Annotated in this window: 16 protein-coding genes and 3 tRNA genes; 12 read left to right on the forward strand and 7 right to left on the reverse strand. The window is 64.6% G+C overall.

Annotation, left to right across the window (positions count from 1 at the left end; translation table 11 throughout):
- Window positions 1-62: 62 nt before the first annotated feature.
- The 4 genes from pgsA (at window position 63) to I4484_RS12815 (ending at window position 990) form a co-directional block, all read left to right on the forward strand.
- Window positions 63-611: a CDP-diacylglycerol--glycerol-3-phosphate 3-phosphatidyltransferase gene (gene pgsA / locus I4484_RS12800; protein WP_197447670.1), complete on the forward strand. Its 549-nt coding sequence runs from the start codon at window positions 63-65 to the stop codon at window positions 609-611.
- A gap of 71 nt (window positions 612-682) precedes the next feature.
- Window positions 683-757, forward strand: a tRNA-Gly gene (locus tag I4484_RS12805).
- A 33-nt stretch (window positions 758-790) separates the two neighbouring features.
- Window positions 791-864 (forward strand) — tRNA-Cys (locus I4484_RS12810).
- 39 nt (window positions 865-903) lie between these two features.
- Window positions 904-990, forward strand: a tRNA-Leu gene (locus I4484_RS12815).
- A 6-nt stretch (window positions 991-996) separates the two neighbouring features.
- On the opposite strand, the gene I4484_RS12820 is transcribed toward I4484_RS12815, so the two are convergent.
- Window positions 997-1,284, reverse strand: coding sequence for a hypothetical protein (locus I4484_RS12820; protein WP_197447671.1), 288 nt, complete (start codon window positions 1,282-1,284; stop codon window positions 997-999).
- Entirely contained in the window at window positions 1,281-1,526 is a 246-nt protein-coding gene (locus I4484_RS12825) for a hypothetical protein (protein WP_197447672.1), read from the reverse strand. Before I4484_RS12825 ends, I4484_RS12820 begins: the two co-directional genes overlap by 4 nt.
- A 228-nt stretch (window positions 1,527-1,754) precedes the next feature.
- Here I4484_RS12825 and nadB point away from each other — a divergent pair, with 228 nt between their 5' ends.
- Window positions 1,755-3,353: an L-aspartate oxidase gene (gene nadB, locus I4484_RS12830; protein WP_197447673.1), complete on the forward strand. Its 1,599-nt coding sequence runs from the start codon at window positions 1,755-1,757 to the stop codon at window positions 3,351-3,353.
- A 34-nt stretch (window positions 3,354-3,387) separates the two neighbouring features.
- On the opposite strand, the gene I4484_RS12835 is transcribed toward nadB, so the two are convergent.
- Together I4484_RS12835 and I4484_RS12840 are read right to left on the reverse strand one after the other, a co-directional pair.
- Window positions 3,388-3,780, reverse strand: a complete 393-nt coding sequence (locus tag I4484_RS12835; protein WP_197447674.1) for a hypothetical protein — start codon at window positions 3,778-3,780, stop codon at window positions 3,388-3,390.
- Complete coding sequence (locus I4484_RS12840) at window positions 3,740-4,033, reverse strand: succinate dehydrogenase assembly factor 2 (protein WP_197447675.1); 294 nt, start codon at window positions 4,031-4,033, stop codon at window positions 3,740-3,742. The genes I4484_RS12835 and I4484_RS12840 overlap by 41 nt, the downstream gene beginning before the upstream one ends.
- A 200-nt stretch (window positions 4,034-4,233) precedes the next feature.
- On the opposite strand from I4484_RS12840, the gene I4484_RS12845 reads away from it, so the two are divergent.
- From I4484_RS12845 to lapB, 3 genes are read left to right on the forward strand one after another with little or no spacing between them, the layout of a single operon-like run.
- On the forward strand, window positions 4,234-4,530 hold the full coding sequence (locus I4484_RS12845) for an integration host factor subunit beta (protein WP_086508802.1): 297 nt from the start codon (window positions 4,234-4,236) through the stop codon (window positions 4,528-4,530).
- A gap of 29 nt (window positions 4,531-4,559) precedes the next feature.
- Window positions 4,560-4,865, forward strand: coding sequence for a lipopolysaccharide assembly LapA domain-containing protein (locus tag I4484_RS12850; RefSeq protein ID WP_111414137.1), 306 nt, complete (start codon window positions 4,560-4,562; stop codon window positions 4,863-4,865).
- Window positions 4,866-6,053 carry a lipopolysaccharide assembly protein LapB gene (gene lapB, locus I4484_RS12855; RefSeq protein ID WP_197447676.1) on the forward strand — a complete coding sequence of 396 codons (1,188 nt, stop codon included), beginning with the start codon at window positions 4,866-4,868 and terminating at the stop codon, window positions 6,051-6,053.
- A gap of 3 nt (window positions 6,054-6,056) precedes the next feature.
- Here lapB and pyrF read toward each other — a convergent pair whose 3' ends face one another.
- Window positions 6,057-6,758: an orotidine-5'-phosphate decarboxylase gene (gene pyrF / locus I4484_RS12860; protein ID WP_197447677.1), complete on the reverse strand. Its 702-nt coding sequence runs from the start codon at window positions 6,756-6,758 to the stop codon at window positions 6,057-6,059.
- Window positions 6,759-6,957: 199 nt separating this feature from the next.
- Here pyrF and cfa point away from each other — a divergent pair, with 199 nt between their 5' ends.
- The 3 genes from cfa (at window position 6,958) to I4484_RS12875 (ending at window position 10,584) form a co-directional block, all read left to right on the forward strand.
- Entirely contained in the window at window positions 6,958-8,109 is a 1,152-nt protein-coding gene (gene cfa / locus I4484_RS12865) for a cyclopropane fatty acyl phospholipid synthase (RefSeq protein ID WP_197447678.1), read from the forward strand.
- Between the two features lie 233 nt (window positions 8,110-8,342).
- A complete protein-coding gene (locus I4484_RS12870) occupies window positions 8,343-9,254 on the forward strand; it encodes a GGDEF domain-containing protein (RefSeq protein ID WP_197447679.1) in 912 nt (303 codons plus the stop codon).
- Between the two features lie 142 nt (window positions 9,255-9,396).
- A complete protein-coding gene (locus tag I4484_RS12875; RefSeq protein ID WP_197447680.1) occupies window positions 9,397-10,584 on the forward strand; it encodes an amino acid aminotransferase in 1,188 nt (395 codons plus the stop codon).
- 75 nt (window positions 10,585-10,659) lie between these two features.
- Here I4484_RS12875 and I4484_RS12880 read toward each other — a convergent pair whose 3' ends face one another.
- Complete coding sequence (locus tag I4484_RS12880; protein WP_197447681.1) at window positions 10,660-11,406, reverse strand: Crp/Fnr family transcriptional regulator; 747 nt, start codon at window positions 11,404-11,406, stop codon at window positions 10,660-10,662.
- Window positions 11,407-11,594: 188 nt separating this feature from the next.
- On the opposite strand from I4484_RS12880, the gene I4484_RS12885 reads away from it, so the two are divergent.
- Complete coding sequence (locus tag I4484_RS12885; RefSeq protein WP_197447682.1) at window positions 11,595-13,133, forward strand: NCS2 family permease; 1,539 nt, start codon at window positions 11,595-11,597, stop codon at window positions 13,131-13,133.
- Between the two features lie 94 nt (window positions 13,134-13,227).
- Here I4484_RS12885 and I4484_RS12890 read toward each other — a convergent pair whose 3' ends face one another.
- Window positions 13,228-13,980, reverse strand: a complete 753-nt coding sequence (locus I4484_RS12890) for a hypothetical protein (protein ID WP_197447683.1) — start codon at window positions 13,978-13,980, stop codon at window positions 13,228-13,230.
- Between the last annotated feature and the right edge of the window lie 480 nt (window positions 13,981-14,460).

A 14,460-nucleotide genomic window follows, 5' to 3' on the forward strand; every position in this document is an offset into this window, starting at 1 on the left:
CCGCTACAGATAGAATGGGGCCATTTCGGCTCTCCTGACCCAAGGCAAGGACCCCTCGCCACATGAACATCCCCAACATCCTGACGCTGGCCAGAATCGCCTTCATCCCGCTGCTGGTGGTGTTCGTCTACCTCCCTTATTCGTGGAGCATGCCGGTAGCGGCAGGCCTGTTCGCGCTGGCCTCGGTCACCGACTGGCTCGACGGCTACCTGGCGCGGCGCTGGAACCAGTCCACCCCCTTCGGCGCCTTCCTCGACCCGGTGGCGGACAAGCTGATGGTGGCCGTGGCCCTGGCCCTGCTCATCGAGCGCTTCGACAGTGTCTGGCTGACGCTGCCGGCACTGGTGATCATCGGTCGTGAGATCGTGATCTCCGCACTGCGCGAGTGGATGGCCGAGATGGGCAAGCGCGGCAGCGTGGCCGTCTCCTGGCTGGGCAAGATCAAGACGACCCTGCAGATGATCGCCCTGCTGCTGCTGCTGGCCTTTGCCCCCAGCACGCAGCTCTCCCTGCTGGGCGTCGTCACCCTGCATGTCGCCGCGATCCTGACGCTCTGGTCGATGCTGATGTACCTGCGCGCCGCCTGGCCCCACCTGTCCCGCTCGATGTGATCGAACGCCACCCGACGCCAACAAGTGATTGACACAAGCGAGCTTATCCGTATAATTCGCACTCGAGTCGAGCGGGAATAGCTCAGTGGTAGAGCATCGCCTTGCCAAGGCGAGGGTCGGGAGTTCGAATCTCCTTTCCCGCTCCAGTCTCTTCGTGAGGGAGACAAACGACTCAACGAGGCTGGATGGCAGAGTGGTCATGCAGCGGACTGCAACTCCGTGTACGCCGGTTCGATTCCGACTCCAGCCTCCATTCCTTACCCCTCGTCAGTTGTCTGCTCGAAACCGTGCCGCCCGGATGGCGAAATTGGTAGACGCAAGAGACTTAAAATCTCTCGGTGGCAACACCGTGCCGGTTCGAGCCCGGCTCCGGGCACCAACGAATTCAGCCCTCACTCGCTATCGTCCCCTGCAACCTGTCACGGCGGCCAAGACCGGTGCTGTTGGTGGATGACGAATACAGCCATTTCCGCATTTTGCTGCTTAACGCGAACTGCTCGGGATCGCTGTCATCCAAGACCAACTGGGCCTCGAGCAGCAGCGCTCGGCAGGATTCGACAAGCGAGGCCTGCGTGTCGCGCTCGGCCTGCAGTGCATCCAACCGGCGGCACATTTCCGGGGACGCCATCCCCTGGTAGACGGCGAGTTCCGATAGCGGATATTGGCTGCTCATGACTGACCCTCTTCAGCTTGGCGGCATAGGCCATTGTCGCGGCCTTGAGCCTGCTCGGCCCTTTCTTTGATCGTGGCGCGCACAACGGACAACTCCTCCCATGAGTTTTTTATCGGCCGCGCCTCGTCGTGCTTGAACGAGAAACCTGCCTGCTTCCGTGCATCGTGGATGCGGTGGGCGTCATGGAGCCTCATGAAAAATGGAGCCTCATGAAAAGGCGCCAGACTGATCGTTGGCGCCATGCTACAATCGCGCATTCTTCAACGATCTCAGTCAGCTAAGCTCCTGATAGAAAAGGGAACCGAAGTGCAAGCGCAGCCCCGCGACGAACTTGAAACTTCACGTTGGCAATACCGTGCCGGTTCGAAGCCGGCGCCGGGCACCAGGCGCTCCGCCGCCCACGCCTCCCTATCCTGTTGGGCCCCTTTGCGGCATGCTGGCTGATGCAACAGTCTCCAGCGAGAATGCGCATGGCCCCTATCCGTCCGGCCCGTAGCGAACACGACGTTCTTATCATCGGTGGCGGCGTTGCCGGCCTGACCCTGGCGCTGCACGTCGCCGGGACGCGCCGCGTCACCCTGGTGCGCCCCGCCAGCGACGATCAAGGCGCCAGCCGCTGGGCCCAGGGCGGCATTGCCGCCGTGCTCTCGCCCCAGGACGACTTCGACGCTCATGTCGCCGACACGCTGGTCGCCGGCGATGGCCTGTGCGACGAGCGGGCCGTGCGCTTCACCGTCGAGCAGGGGCCCGCGGCCATCGAGTGGCTGCTCTCTCTCGGTGTACCGTTCACGCGCGACGAAAGCCCAAGCGCCAGCTACCCCTATCACCTGACCCGGGAAGGCGGGCACGGCGCCCGCCGCATCATTCATGCCGAGGATGCCACCGGGCGCGCCGTGCTCGACACCCTGAAGAGCCACGTCGAGGCGCATCCGGCGATCGCCATTCGCGACGACCTGGTCGCCATCGGCCTGATGGGCGATGCCCAGCAGCGCTGTCGCGGCGCCCGCTGCGTGGACGAACGAGGCCAGCTGCAGGAGCTGCTGGCCGGCGATACGGTACTCGCCACCGGCGGTGCCAGCGGACTTTACCGCCATACCACCAGCCCCCACCCGGCCAGCGGCGAGGGCATGATGATGGCCGCTGAGCTGGGCGCCGAGCTGATGAACCTCGAGTTCCAGCAGTTCCATCCGACCTGCCTCTACGACCCGGGCGGCCCGCCCTTCCTGATCAGCGAAGCGGTTCGCGGTGAAGGCGGCAGGCTTTACAGCACGGATGGACATCGCTTCATGCTCGAGCGGGACGAGCGCGCCGAGCTGGCGCCTCGCGACATCGTCGCCCGCGCCATCGACGCCGAGATGCAGCGTACCGGCTCGCCCCACGTCTGGCTGGACGTGACCCATCTCGGCGACGCGGCCATTCGCCGCCACTTTCCCACGATCTACGCCCACTGCCTGCATCGCGGGCTAGACATCACCCGTGCACCGATTCCGGTCGTGCCCGCCGCCCACTACAGCTGCGGCGGCGTTGCCACCGACCTCGACGGCAGCTCCAGCGTGCCGCATCTGTACGCCATCGGCGAAGTCGCCTGCACGGGGCTGCACGGCGCCAATCGCATGGCCAGCAACTCGCTGCTGGAGTGCCTGGTCTACGCGCGCAGCTGCGCCGGCAAGCTGGCGCTGCGCGCCCCCGCCGCCACGTCTTCGCCGACGGCGGGCACCGTGGGTACAAAACGGGTGGAAGCCCATCGCGTCGAGCAATGGCGCACGGCCATGCGCGACATCATGAGCCGCCACGTGGCCATCGTGCGCCGCGACGCCGGTCTGGAGGCCGCCTCGCGCGAGCTGAGCGAGCTGAATCGAGAGATACAGGCCGCTGTCGAAAGCGCTGCACCCGATACGGCACTGGCCAGCCTGTGGCACGCCGTCAGGCTGGCCCGCCTGACCGTGATGGCGGCTCGCCAGCGCCGCGAGTCACGCGGCCTGCACTTCAACCCCGACTGCCCGCCCCACGACCAAACCGGCCTGGCGCCACGCCCTTCCCGGCTTCATCTGGCCGATCTCCCCGACTGAAGGACCCGCGCCGTCCGCCACCGACGCCTTGCCCCTAGCGAGCCAGCGCCCGCCGCAGTTGGCGCCGCGCTTCGCACGAGGCGCTGTCGGGCCACAGCCAGGTCCGTCGACGTTCGATGTCCAGCGCGATCAGCCAGGGGCCACGATAGGCGCAGCGCAGCCTGACGGGAACCGCCTCGGCAGCAGCCGCCGGGCGCCACAGCCAGCGCCAGCCGCCACCGGCTTCCGGTTGCATCTGCAGCTCACCGTGGGCCTGTCCACGCCAGAGCCACCCGCCCAGCCACAACAGCCACCCCAGGGCCGGCAGCCCCAGCCATCCGGGCGCATGGCTCAATACGCTGGCGGTGACCGCCAGCGCCAGCAGCCACTGGCAGCCCCAGGCCAACCTAGACGGGACGATGCGGATCGTTATCGGCGTTCTCGGCATGTTGCTGAATCAGCGTCACGATGCGGCGAAACTGCGGATCGGGCTCCTCGCGCTGCATCAGCCAGGCAAAGAGATCCTGGTCCTCGCCCTCGATCAGCGCGCGATAGGCCGCCTGGTCCCCGGCGCCGAGCCCATCGTAGCAGTGCTCGAGAAAGGGGATCAGCAGCAGGTCGAGTTCCCACATCCCGCGCCGGGAGTGCCAATAGAGCCGCTTGCGCAGGGCAGCGGCATCGGGGGTATTCGCTTCGCTCAACGTCGGCCTCGATGGTAGGAGGAATGAGGCACCAGTATACCGGAGCCGGAAAAATGGGGCAGCGCTTCGACCCGCATTGCCCCTCTCTCTTGACCATGGTCGTAGTGCGTTGTTTTATCTCGGTTTGAGCAGTATGCTGACGGGAGAACAAGAATGCCACCCAGGTCCCACCGGACCAGGAAACGCCTGGAGATGACCCGATGACCAAATCCGAGTTGATCGAACAGATCGCCATGCGCCAGCCTGAGCTCTCGATCAAGGAAGTCGAATCCGCGGTTCGCCTGATTCTCGACGACATCACCGACACGCTGGCCGAGGGGGGACGGGTCGAGATCCGGGGGTTCGGCAGCTTCTCCCTGCACTACCGGGAGCCGCGGGTCGGTCGCAACCCCAAGACCGGCGAACCGGTCGCACTGGAGGGCAAGTTCGTGCCACACTTCAAGCCTGGCAAGGAACTCCGCGAGCAGGTCAATGCCAGCCGCGCCCTCGGCTATTAATACTTTCGTCATTCACAAGGGATAGACACATGCGTTGGCTCAAAGGCCTGATCCTGGCCATCATCCTGCTGGCGGTACTGCTTGTCGGCATTCTCTTCGCCGTCAACAACCAGCAGACGGTACCGCTCAACCTGATCTGGATGGAGCTGCCGGCCGTATCGCTCTCCGTGTGGCTGCTGGCCGCCCTGGTCTGCGGCGTGGTACTGGGCATGCTGGCGATGACAGGGGTCTGGCTGAGGCTGCGCACCGCGCTCTCGCGCGCTCAGCGCTTGAATCGACAACAGCGCAAGGAACTCGACCGTCTTCGCGTTCAGGAGCTCAAGGAACTGCCGTAAATGCCTGATGCCCTGCTGCTTGTACTGCTGATGGCCGCCGTTGCCATTGGCTGGTGGCTAGGCCGCCGTGAGCGCCAGGGCAGCCGCGATCACGCGCCATCGAACACGCTGTCACGGGACTACTTCGTCGGCCTGAACTACCTGCTCAACGAGCAGCCCGACCGCGCCATCGAGACCTTCGTCAGCGCGCTGGAAGTGAACAGCGAGACCATCGACACCCACATCACCCTGGGCAACCTGTTCCGCACCCGCGGCGAGGCCGACCGCGCCGTCAAGATCCACCAGAACCTGCTGGCCCGCCCCACCCTGACGGTTCTGCAAAGCGAACAGGTGCAGCTCGAGCTCGCCCGGGACTTCCTTCACCTGGGGCTGTTCGATCGCAGCGAGCGGCTACTCCAGCAGCTGGTGAACGACGCCAGCCACGACGACTTCCGTCATTCCGCCAAGCGCCTGCTGGCGGACCTCTTCGATCGCGAGGGAGAGTGGCAGGCCGCCTTCGACGTGGCCTACCCCAGCCTGATTCGTCGGCACGAGGACATCCGCCGTGCAGCGGCCCACTGGCTCTGCGAGATGGCCGACCAGGAACGCCGCTCGGCAAGCCCGGGGCTGGCCCGCAAGCACTTGCGGCGCGCGCTATCCATCGACTCGCGCTGCGTGCGCGCCAACCTGCTGCTGGCGGCACTGGCCCAGGATACCGGGCACTATCGCGATGCCATCCGTATCCTCATGCGCATCCCCGACCAGGATCTGGACATGATGCCAGTCGCGCTGGAACCGCTGCATCATGCCTTTGCGATGCTGAATGACGAAGCGGGACTGGTGGATTGCCTGGAGCGACTGCTCGAACGCGCCCATGTGACCAGCCTGATCATTCTGCTGGCGGAGACCCAGCGCAAACGCCACGGGCTGCAGGTGGCCATCGAGCTGGTCAGCGAACAGCTCAATCGGTCGCCGAGTCTGGGCGCCCTCGACTATTTGCTGGACCTCTACCAGCATCAGCAGCAGGAACAGGGGGCTCCCGACGACCGGCTGCAGCTGCTCAAGCAGCACACCCATACCCTGCTGACGGCACGGCCGAGGCATCGTTGCCAGCGCTGCGGGTTCGCCGGCCAGCCCCTGCACTGGCAATGCCCCAGTTGCCGCAGCTGGGGCACCACCCGTCCCATCACCGGCATCGAGGGGGAGTGAGGCTCAGCCCCGGGCCAGTTCCTGCTCGATGGCCGTCAGCGCCGCCATCGGATCGTCCGCCTGGGTCACCGGCCGACCGATCACCAGATGCGTGCTTCCCGCCGCCAGCGCTGCGGCCGGCGTCATCACGCGCCGCTGATCGCCATGCTCGGCACTGCGCGGCCTGATTCCCGGCGTCACCTTGAGGAAGTGTTCACCGCACAGCTCGCTCAGCCGAGCCGCCTCCTGCGCCGAGCACACCACCCCGTCCATGCCGCACCGATGCGCCAGCACGGCCAGGCGTTCGACATGCTCGGCCGGCGTGGCCGCGACGCCCACCTCGGTGAGGTCCTCTGCCGTCATGCTGGTCAGTACCGTCACGGCGATCAGACGGGTCGCCAGCGCGTGGCGATCCAGGCGTTCCCGTGCGGCCTCCATCATGCGCCGGCCACCGCCGGCATGCACGTTGACCATCCACACGCCCTGCTCGGCGGCCGCCTGTACGGCGCCGGCCACAGTGTTGGGAATATCGTGGAACTTGAGGTCGAGAAATATCTGAAAGCCGCGCCCATGCAACGCATCGATCACCTCCGGGCCACTGCGGGTGAACAGCTCCTTGCCCACTTTGACGCGGCAGCGCTCGGGGTCGAGCCGGTCGGCCAGGCACAGGGCGGCATCGAGAGAGGGATGATCGAGGGCGATGATCAAAGGCGAATCACTGGACACGTTGGGGCTCCGGCTGCGGGGGTGATGGCCCGATTATACCAGCCACTGCCGGTTCACCGTTCTCTTCAGCCTGAACTATGCTCTTACCTAATATGAGCACGCCAGCACACGCCCGCTGTGCTCACCTCGTTCCAGGCACCACGACAACGACAACGGCTATGCCACGCATGCCCCTGAATCGATGGACCGGGAGGACTCCATGACAAGCGAACAACGCATTGGCCCGATCGTCCTGCCTGACAGCCGAGCCCAGCGAGTGCTGATCTCACTGCTGGAAGGCTCCGGCGTGACTCTCAATGGCGACGCGCCCTGGGATCCACAGATTTATCATCCTGACTTCTGCTCGAGAATCCTGCGCCAGGGTTCCCTGGGGCTGGGGGAGTCGTTCATGGATGGCTGGTGGGAATGCGAGCAGATCGACGAGATGGCCTGCCGCCTGCTCCTGCATGGCCTGGGCGAGCGGGCCCGCCCCCCTGCAGATCGCCTCATGTATCGTCTCCAGGCGGGGCTGCTCAACCTGCAGAGCAAGGCCCGGGCCTACATCGTCGGCGAAGCACATTACGATCTGGGCAACGACCTGTTCGAGCGCATGCTCGACCCCACCATGAGCTACTCCTGCGGCTACTGGAAAGACGCCGCGACGCTTCACGAGGCCCAGCTCGCCAAGCTCGAACTGGCGTGTCGCAAGCTCGAGTTGCGCCCCGGCATGCACGTGCTGGACATCGGCTGCGGCTGGGGCAGCTTCGCCGAGCATGCGGCCCGTCATCACGGGGTCTCGGTAACCGGCATCACCATCTCGCGGGAACAGGCGGAGCTGGCCAGGGAACGCTGCGCCGGCCTGCCCGTCGAGATCGAGCTGAAGGACTATCGCGAACTGGCCGGCTGCTTCGATCGCATCGTCTCCATCGGCATGTTCGAGCACGTGGGCCATCGCAACTACGAGATCTACTTCCAGACCGTCGAACGCCTGTTGGCCGAGAATGGCCTGTTCCTGCTGCATACCATCGGCTCGAACCGCTCCGAGATCAGCGTCGATCCCTGGATCGACCGTTACATCTTCCCCAACGGGGTGCTGCCTTCGGCACGCCATATCGCCGATGCCAGCGAGGACCTGTTGCTGATGGAGGACTGGCACAACTTTGGCCCCGACTATGACAGAACGCTGATGGCCTGGCGCGACAACTTCGATGCCCACTGGCACGAGATCGCCGATCGCTACAGCCAGCGCACCGAGCGAATGTTCCGCTACTACCTGTCGGTATGCGCCGGCGCCTTTCGTGCGCGCGACCTTCAGCTCTGGCAGGTCGTCTTCTCCCGCGGCAGGCGGACGCGCTACGACGCACCGCGCTGAAGCCTCACGCCGCATGAGGCGTTATCTTACAAGCGCTGTAGGCAATTTCTTACAGCTTCCGCTAGATGATTTACGCTCTGTTACAACGTATATTAGACATTCTCTCAACGGCTCCCTTCCGTAGGTGGGTGGCTTCGCGTAGAAGCCAAGCATGCCCGTGACAAGGTACCGAGCCGTTACATAACAACACCAGGACTCATGCCTGTACGCAGCAGGCCACAAGGGACGCCCGCATGTCTGAAGAGAATGCCATGACGGGAGGGGAGCTGAATGAACCGACCAGCATGCGTGACTTCACGGAACGCCTGCCCGGCGTCGTCTTTCAGTTTCATCGTGACCATCACGGGCACATGCATTTCCCCTACCTGGCCGGAAGCGGCACCGGCCTGCCAGGAATCGATCGCAACGCCTTGAACCAGGACGCTCGCCACATGCTCGACCGCCTGGATGAGGAGGACTACCCGCGCGTGATGGCCGCCATCGAACGTTCGGCTCGCTGGCGCATCCCCATCGCCACCAAGTTCCGCATCCGCCTGTCGGGGCGCCGCTGTCGCTGGGTCGCGCTTCGAGCCCAGCCGGAGGATTCGGCGACCGGCGTGCTCTGGCACGGACTGATGATCGACATCACCGAACAGATGGCCGAGGAGGCCAGGCTACGCCGGCTCTCGGATACCGACGACCTGACCGGCCTGGCCAACCGCCGCAGGCTGATGACCCGGCTCGACGAGGAGATCGCCAGGAGCAATCGGCATGGAAGCCCGCTCTCCCTGATGTTGCTCGACCTGGATCACTTCAAGCGCATCAACGATACCTGGGGACACCTGCAGGGCGACCAGGTACTCGCCGAATTCGCCACCCTGTGCCACCAGCTACTGCGCGAGGAAGACATCATCGGCCGACTCGGCGGCGAGGAGTTCGCCGTGCTGTTGCCCTTGACCCCGCTGGTCGCCAGCCACCCGCTGGCCGAACGGCTGCGCCACGCCATTGCCGCGCACGATTTCGGCATCGAGGCCGGCCAGGTCACCGCCAGTATCGGGCTTGCCGAGTACCGCCTGGGTGAGTCGAGAGACACCCTGATCGGCAGGGCCGATCGCAGCCTGTACGCGGCCAAGCATCAAGGGCGCAACCGCGTCATCAGCGGCTGAACATGCCGCCTCCCGTCGACACCCCATGTGGCAGATTGCGCAAGGCGATGGCATCATGGACAGGATGCGGGCCATGCAGAATGACGGTCCGACGTTGCCACGATTCCCTATTGTCGCCAGACCGACGAGGTAGCGAAATAACATGTTCGAACATATTGAGCGGGTCCCCGGGGACGCCATCCTCGGCCTGATCGAGGCCTTCAAGAAGGATACCAATCCCCAGAAGGTCGATCTCGGCGTCGGCGTCTACAAGGACGCCCAGGGCAACACCCCGGTGATGCGCGCCGTCAAGGAAGCCGAGGCCCTGCTGCTCAAGAACGAAACCACCAAGACCTACATCGGCTCCCACGGCGCGCCCGAGTACGGCGAAGTGATCCTGCCAATGGTGCTGGGCGAAGGCTCACCGGTCCTCGCGGCCGGCCGCGCCAGCGCGACGCAGTCGCCGGGTGGCACCGGTGCCCTGCGCCTGGCGGCCGACTTCATCAGTACCCAGCTCCCCGGCAAGGGCATCTGGGTCAGCAATCCCACCTGGCCGAACCACCACGGGATCTTCACCGCCGCCGGCATCGAGCTGCACAAGTATCCCTACGTCGACGCCGAGAATCGCCTCGATTTCGACGGCATGCTGGCCGCGGTCCAGCAGATTCCGGCCGGCGACGTCATCGTGCTGCACGCCTGCTGCCATAACCCTACCGGCTTCGACCTCTCCCGCGAGCAGTGGCAGCAGATTCTGGAAGTGGTCCGTGAGCGCGGCCTGCTGCCTCTGATCGACTTTGCCTACCAGGGCTTCGGTGAGGGTCTCGATGAAGACGCCTACGGCGTTCGCTTGTTGGCCGAGAACCTCGACGAGGTGATCATCACCAGCTCCTGCTCGAAGAACTTCGGTATCTACTGCGAGCGCACCGGCTGCCTGATCATGGTGGCGAAGAACCACGAGCAGATGGAGAACATCCGCTCTCAGGTGGCCATCGTCGCCCGCGAGAACTACTCCAACCCGCCTGCTCATGGCGGCGCCATCGTCAGCGAGATCCTCCACTCCGCCGAGCTTGCCGCCATCTGGCGCGAGGAGCTCACCGAAATGCGCGACCGCATCAATACCCTGCGCCGCGATTTCGTCGAAGCGCTGAAGCCCTATGGGCTCGACCAGAAGTATGCCTGCGTGGCCGAGCAGCGCGGCATGTTCTCCTATACCGGCCTGCAGCCGGAGCAGGTCGACCGCCTGCGTGACGAGTTCGGCATCTACATGGTACGTTCGGGCCGCGCCAACGTGGCCGGCTTCTCCAACGAGAACCTGCCCTACCTGGCCAAGGCCATCGCCGCGGTCAACTGATCCTACGCTCGCAGTCACGCCCCGCCCCGGCCTTGTCGGGGCGGGCTGAGCCGACGCACGTGCGACCAATCTTTTTTACGTAGGCGATCCGTCGAAGAGCGGGCGCATATTCTCGATCAGGTAGCGATCATCGAACCCGGCCTCATGCTTGAGCGCCTCCAGGTCCGGTATCGTCACGCGGTAGCGCTCGCGGAAGATCAACCCGTCGTCGTTCAGTGCCGTGAAGGTTCGGCTGACATGGACCGGGCTGAGCCCGAGCAGGTCGGCCAGAATCTCCTGCGACAGCGGCAGGCGAAAGCTTTCGCAACCGTTACCGTGGGTCTGCTTGATGCGCTGGCACATCTCGAGCAGGAAATGCGCCAGCTTCTGGCGTGCGTTGCGCCGCGCCAGGTTGACCAGGCGCTCCGTCAGCATCACCTGCTGGCGGCTGGCGATGGCGAACAGGATCGAGGTGAGGGTAAAGGACTGGCGGAAGATGTCGACGAGGTGACGATGGGGAAAGAAGCAGACTTCGCCGTCCTCAATCATCTGCACCCCGGCCAGGCGCTGCGAAAAGGCAAATTCGCGCAGGCCGACGATATCGCCGGGCAGGTAGATATCCAGAATCTGACGCGTACCGTTCTCCAGCTCACGGTAGGAGAACGCCCAGCCGCGCTTGAGCGTGCAGAATTCGTGGGCCCGGTCGCGTTCCTCCCACAGGGGGAAGCCGGCCTTGACCGTGGTGGCGCTGTCCTCCAATCGAAAAAGCAGCGCCTTGTCCTCGGCGGACAGCGGATAGTACTGATTGAAATGCCGAACGATGCAGCTCTCGTCTGGGTTCATCGAGCATCCCCCCTGAATTCATGAATGCGCCAAGCGGCCCCCAGCGCAGCGAACCCCCGCAATGAGCCACTTCATCTTACGTGCTCGCCCTGCGGGTGAATACGACAAAGGCAGTCTTGACCAAATAGTCAGACAGTAGTCACACTGGACCTGCCTTGACTACAACCCCAACACACAAGAGGCTCATCATGGCGGCTTCCCCCGTGCACTACCCCTGGTACAAGAAGGAGGACACCGATGCCTTCTTCGCCCTCTTCCAGAACAATATCGCCAACTTCGTCATCATTGCCATCACCATGCTGGGCATGGGCTTTCCCGCTTCCATTGTCTTCGGTCAGGTATTGCCGGGAGCCGCGGTGGCCGTGATGGTCGGCAATTTCTACTACGCCTGGTCGGCGGCACGTCTGGCGCGCAAGGAGAACCGCAGCGACGTCACTGCGCTCTCCTATGGCATCTCCACGCCGGTGATGTTCGTCTTCCTGTTCGGCGTACTGCTGCCGGCCAAGCAGCTGACCGGCGACGCCGAGCTGGCCTGGAAGGTGGCGGTGGCGGCCTGCTTCATCAGCGGCGCCATCGAGGCGGCGGTCAGCCTGATCGGCCGTTGGGTCCAGTATCACCTACCGCGTGCCGCCATGCTCGGTGCGGTCGCGGGGGTCGCCTTGACCTTCATCGCCGGCGAGATGCTGTTCAAGACGCTCGAAATGCCGGTAATAGGGCTGCTGGTGCTGGCGATCATCATCGTCGGCCTGGTGGCGCGCGTCAGCATGCCGTTCCGCCTGCCGACCTCGCTGTTCGCCATCGTCATCGGCACCGCCATGGCCTACCTCATCGGCGATGCCGGCGGCGAGCGCTTCAGCGATGCCTTCACTCACCTGGGCTTCTACCCGCTGCTGCCCAACCTAGCCTGGTTCGAGGGGCTGGGGCTGCTGTTCACCGGCATGCTGGCGGTGCTCACCGTGGTGCTGCCGATCACGCTGTACAACGCCATCGAGACCATGAACAACGTCGAGGCAATGGAAGCCGCGGGCGACAAGTACGACGTTCGCGAGTGCCAGGCCGTGGATGGCGCCGGTACCATGATCGGCGCCCTGTTCGGCGGTGTCTTCCCCACGACCGTCTACATCGCCACGGTAGGGGCCAAGTGGATGGGCGCCGGTCGCGGCTACAGCATCCTCAACGGCGCCGTTTACGCCCTGGCCACCATGTTCGGCCTGATCGCCGCCCTCGCGGCCATCATCCCGGTCTCGGTGGTCGCACCGATCCTGGTCTTCGTCGGCATGTCGATGATCGCTACCGCCTTCCAGAGCAACGATACGCGCTATTACCCGGCGGTTGCGCTGGCCATGCTGCCTTACTTCGCCAACTACGTGATGACGCGCTTCAACCGGGCTGCCGAGGAGACGGTAACGGGAATCTCTTCGGGTGTCGTGCCGATGGGCCAGGGCGCGATGTTCATGGCCATCTTCATCGGCGCCATGACCGTCTCGGTCATCGACCATCAGTTCCGTCGCGCCGCCATCTTCGCCGCAGTGGCGGCGGCCTTCTCCTTCGTCGGACTGATGCACGCCCCGGAGCTGGCCGTGAACGCCGCCTGGGACTTCACCCTGGGCTATCTGGTGATGGGCGCGCTGTTCCTCTACTTCGCCTGGCAGCAAGAGAAGTCGGTAGCTCCCCATGCCTCCCCGTCCAAGCCCGCCGCGGCTCCCCAGCCGCCAGCGGCCGACTGAGGCACAAAGCATCGGGGGCGCAGCTGCGCCCCCGGTTCCCTTGCCTGGCTCCCTCGGGATTCGTTGGGTTCGTTGAGAAGAAGCGGATCCCGGTTCAGTTGGCGTCGATGGTACTTTCGGCTTCCGTCTCGCCTTCTGCCGTCCCCCTGATGCGATCGCGATTCTCTTCGATCCGGTCCTGGGCAGGTTCGGCAGCCCGCTCCGAGGCACGATCCAGCCCAGGTGCTTTCGGTTTGTCGGCTTCGGCTTCGACCTCCGTTTCCACATCGGCATCCATATCGGACGTCGCGTCGAGGTCGTCAGTGGATTCCGATTCCGTCTCCATATCGCCGTCGAGGCTGGCATCGGTATCGCCATCGACGCTGGCATCGGTATCGCCGTCGACGCTGGCATCGGTATCGCCGTCGACGCTGGCATCGGTATCGCCATCGACGCTGGCATCGGTATCGCCGTCGACGCTGGCATCGGTATCGCCGTCGACACTGGCATCGGCATCGGCATCGCCGTCGACGCTGCCATCGGCATCGCCGTCGACGCTGCCATCGGCATCGCCGTCGAGGCCGCCCTCGGCATCACCCTCGGCGCCTCCATCCAGGCCGCCCTCGGCACCACCTTCGGCGCCGCCATCCAGGCCGCCCTCGACACCACCTTCGGCTCCGCCATCCAGGCCACCCTCGGCATCGCCGGCCTGGGCCAGCAGCATGGGAGACGATTCGCTGGCCACTCCCAACGATGCCGCGGTGGAAACATTGCCGCTCTGCCACGTTTCACTCTCGGCATGAGCGGTCGCGCCGGCCAGGCCGGCAAAGATCAGGGCCATACTGGCAGTCAGTGTCTTGAGCTTCATAGCGCCTCCTTCTCCCCGTCTCCTTGGGGGTGGTTCGGTCAGACTCCTGATGAGCAGCTCGCAACGATACCGCTCATGCCCTACCTAGCGAGAGACATGCCATGCCTAACAAAAAATTCGTAAAAACAGGAAATTGAAAAAGAACGGCGTTCATGCAGCTGCCTGACAGCTGACTAGGGCAGCCTGGATACGTCGCAATCAAGAGACAGGCAATTAAAGCGCTCACCCAGAAAGCTCGCCCAGAGACACGCATGGTAAGAAGGCAAAGCCCCTGTCACCATTTCGCGACATTACGCCTCGAGCGCGGCAGAAGCCGGTCAACCCTTCCGATGCGACGAGGCCCTGCCGAACGTTCGACAGGGCCTCGTCGATACCCACCCGTGCGCTACGTCACGCAGCGTCGTGGGACACATCCAGGCCGCTCGGGTCGATGACGGCCACGCTGGTCAATCAGATCGACCAGGCATAGCTCGCCGACTT

Source organism: Halomonas sp. SS10-MC5, assembly GCF_015992245.1.
Taxonomy (GTDB): domain Bacteria; phylum Pseudomonadota; class Gammaproteobacteria; order Pseudomonadales; family Halomonadaceae; genus Halomonas; species Halomonas sulfidoxydans.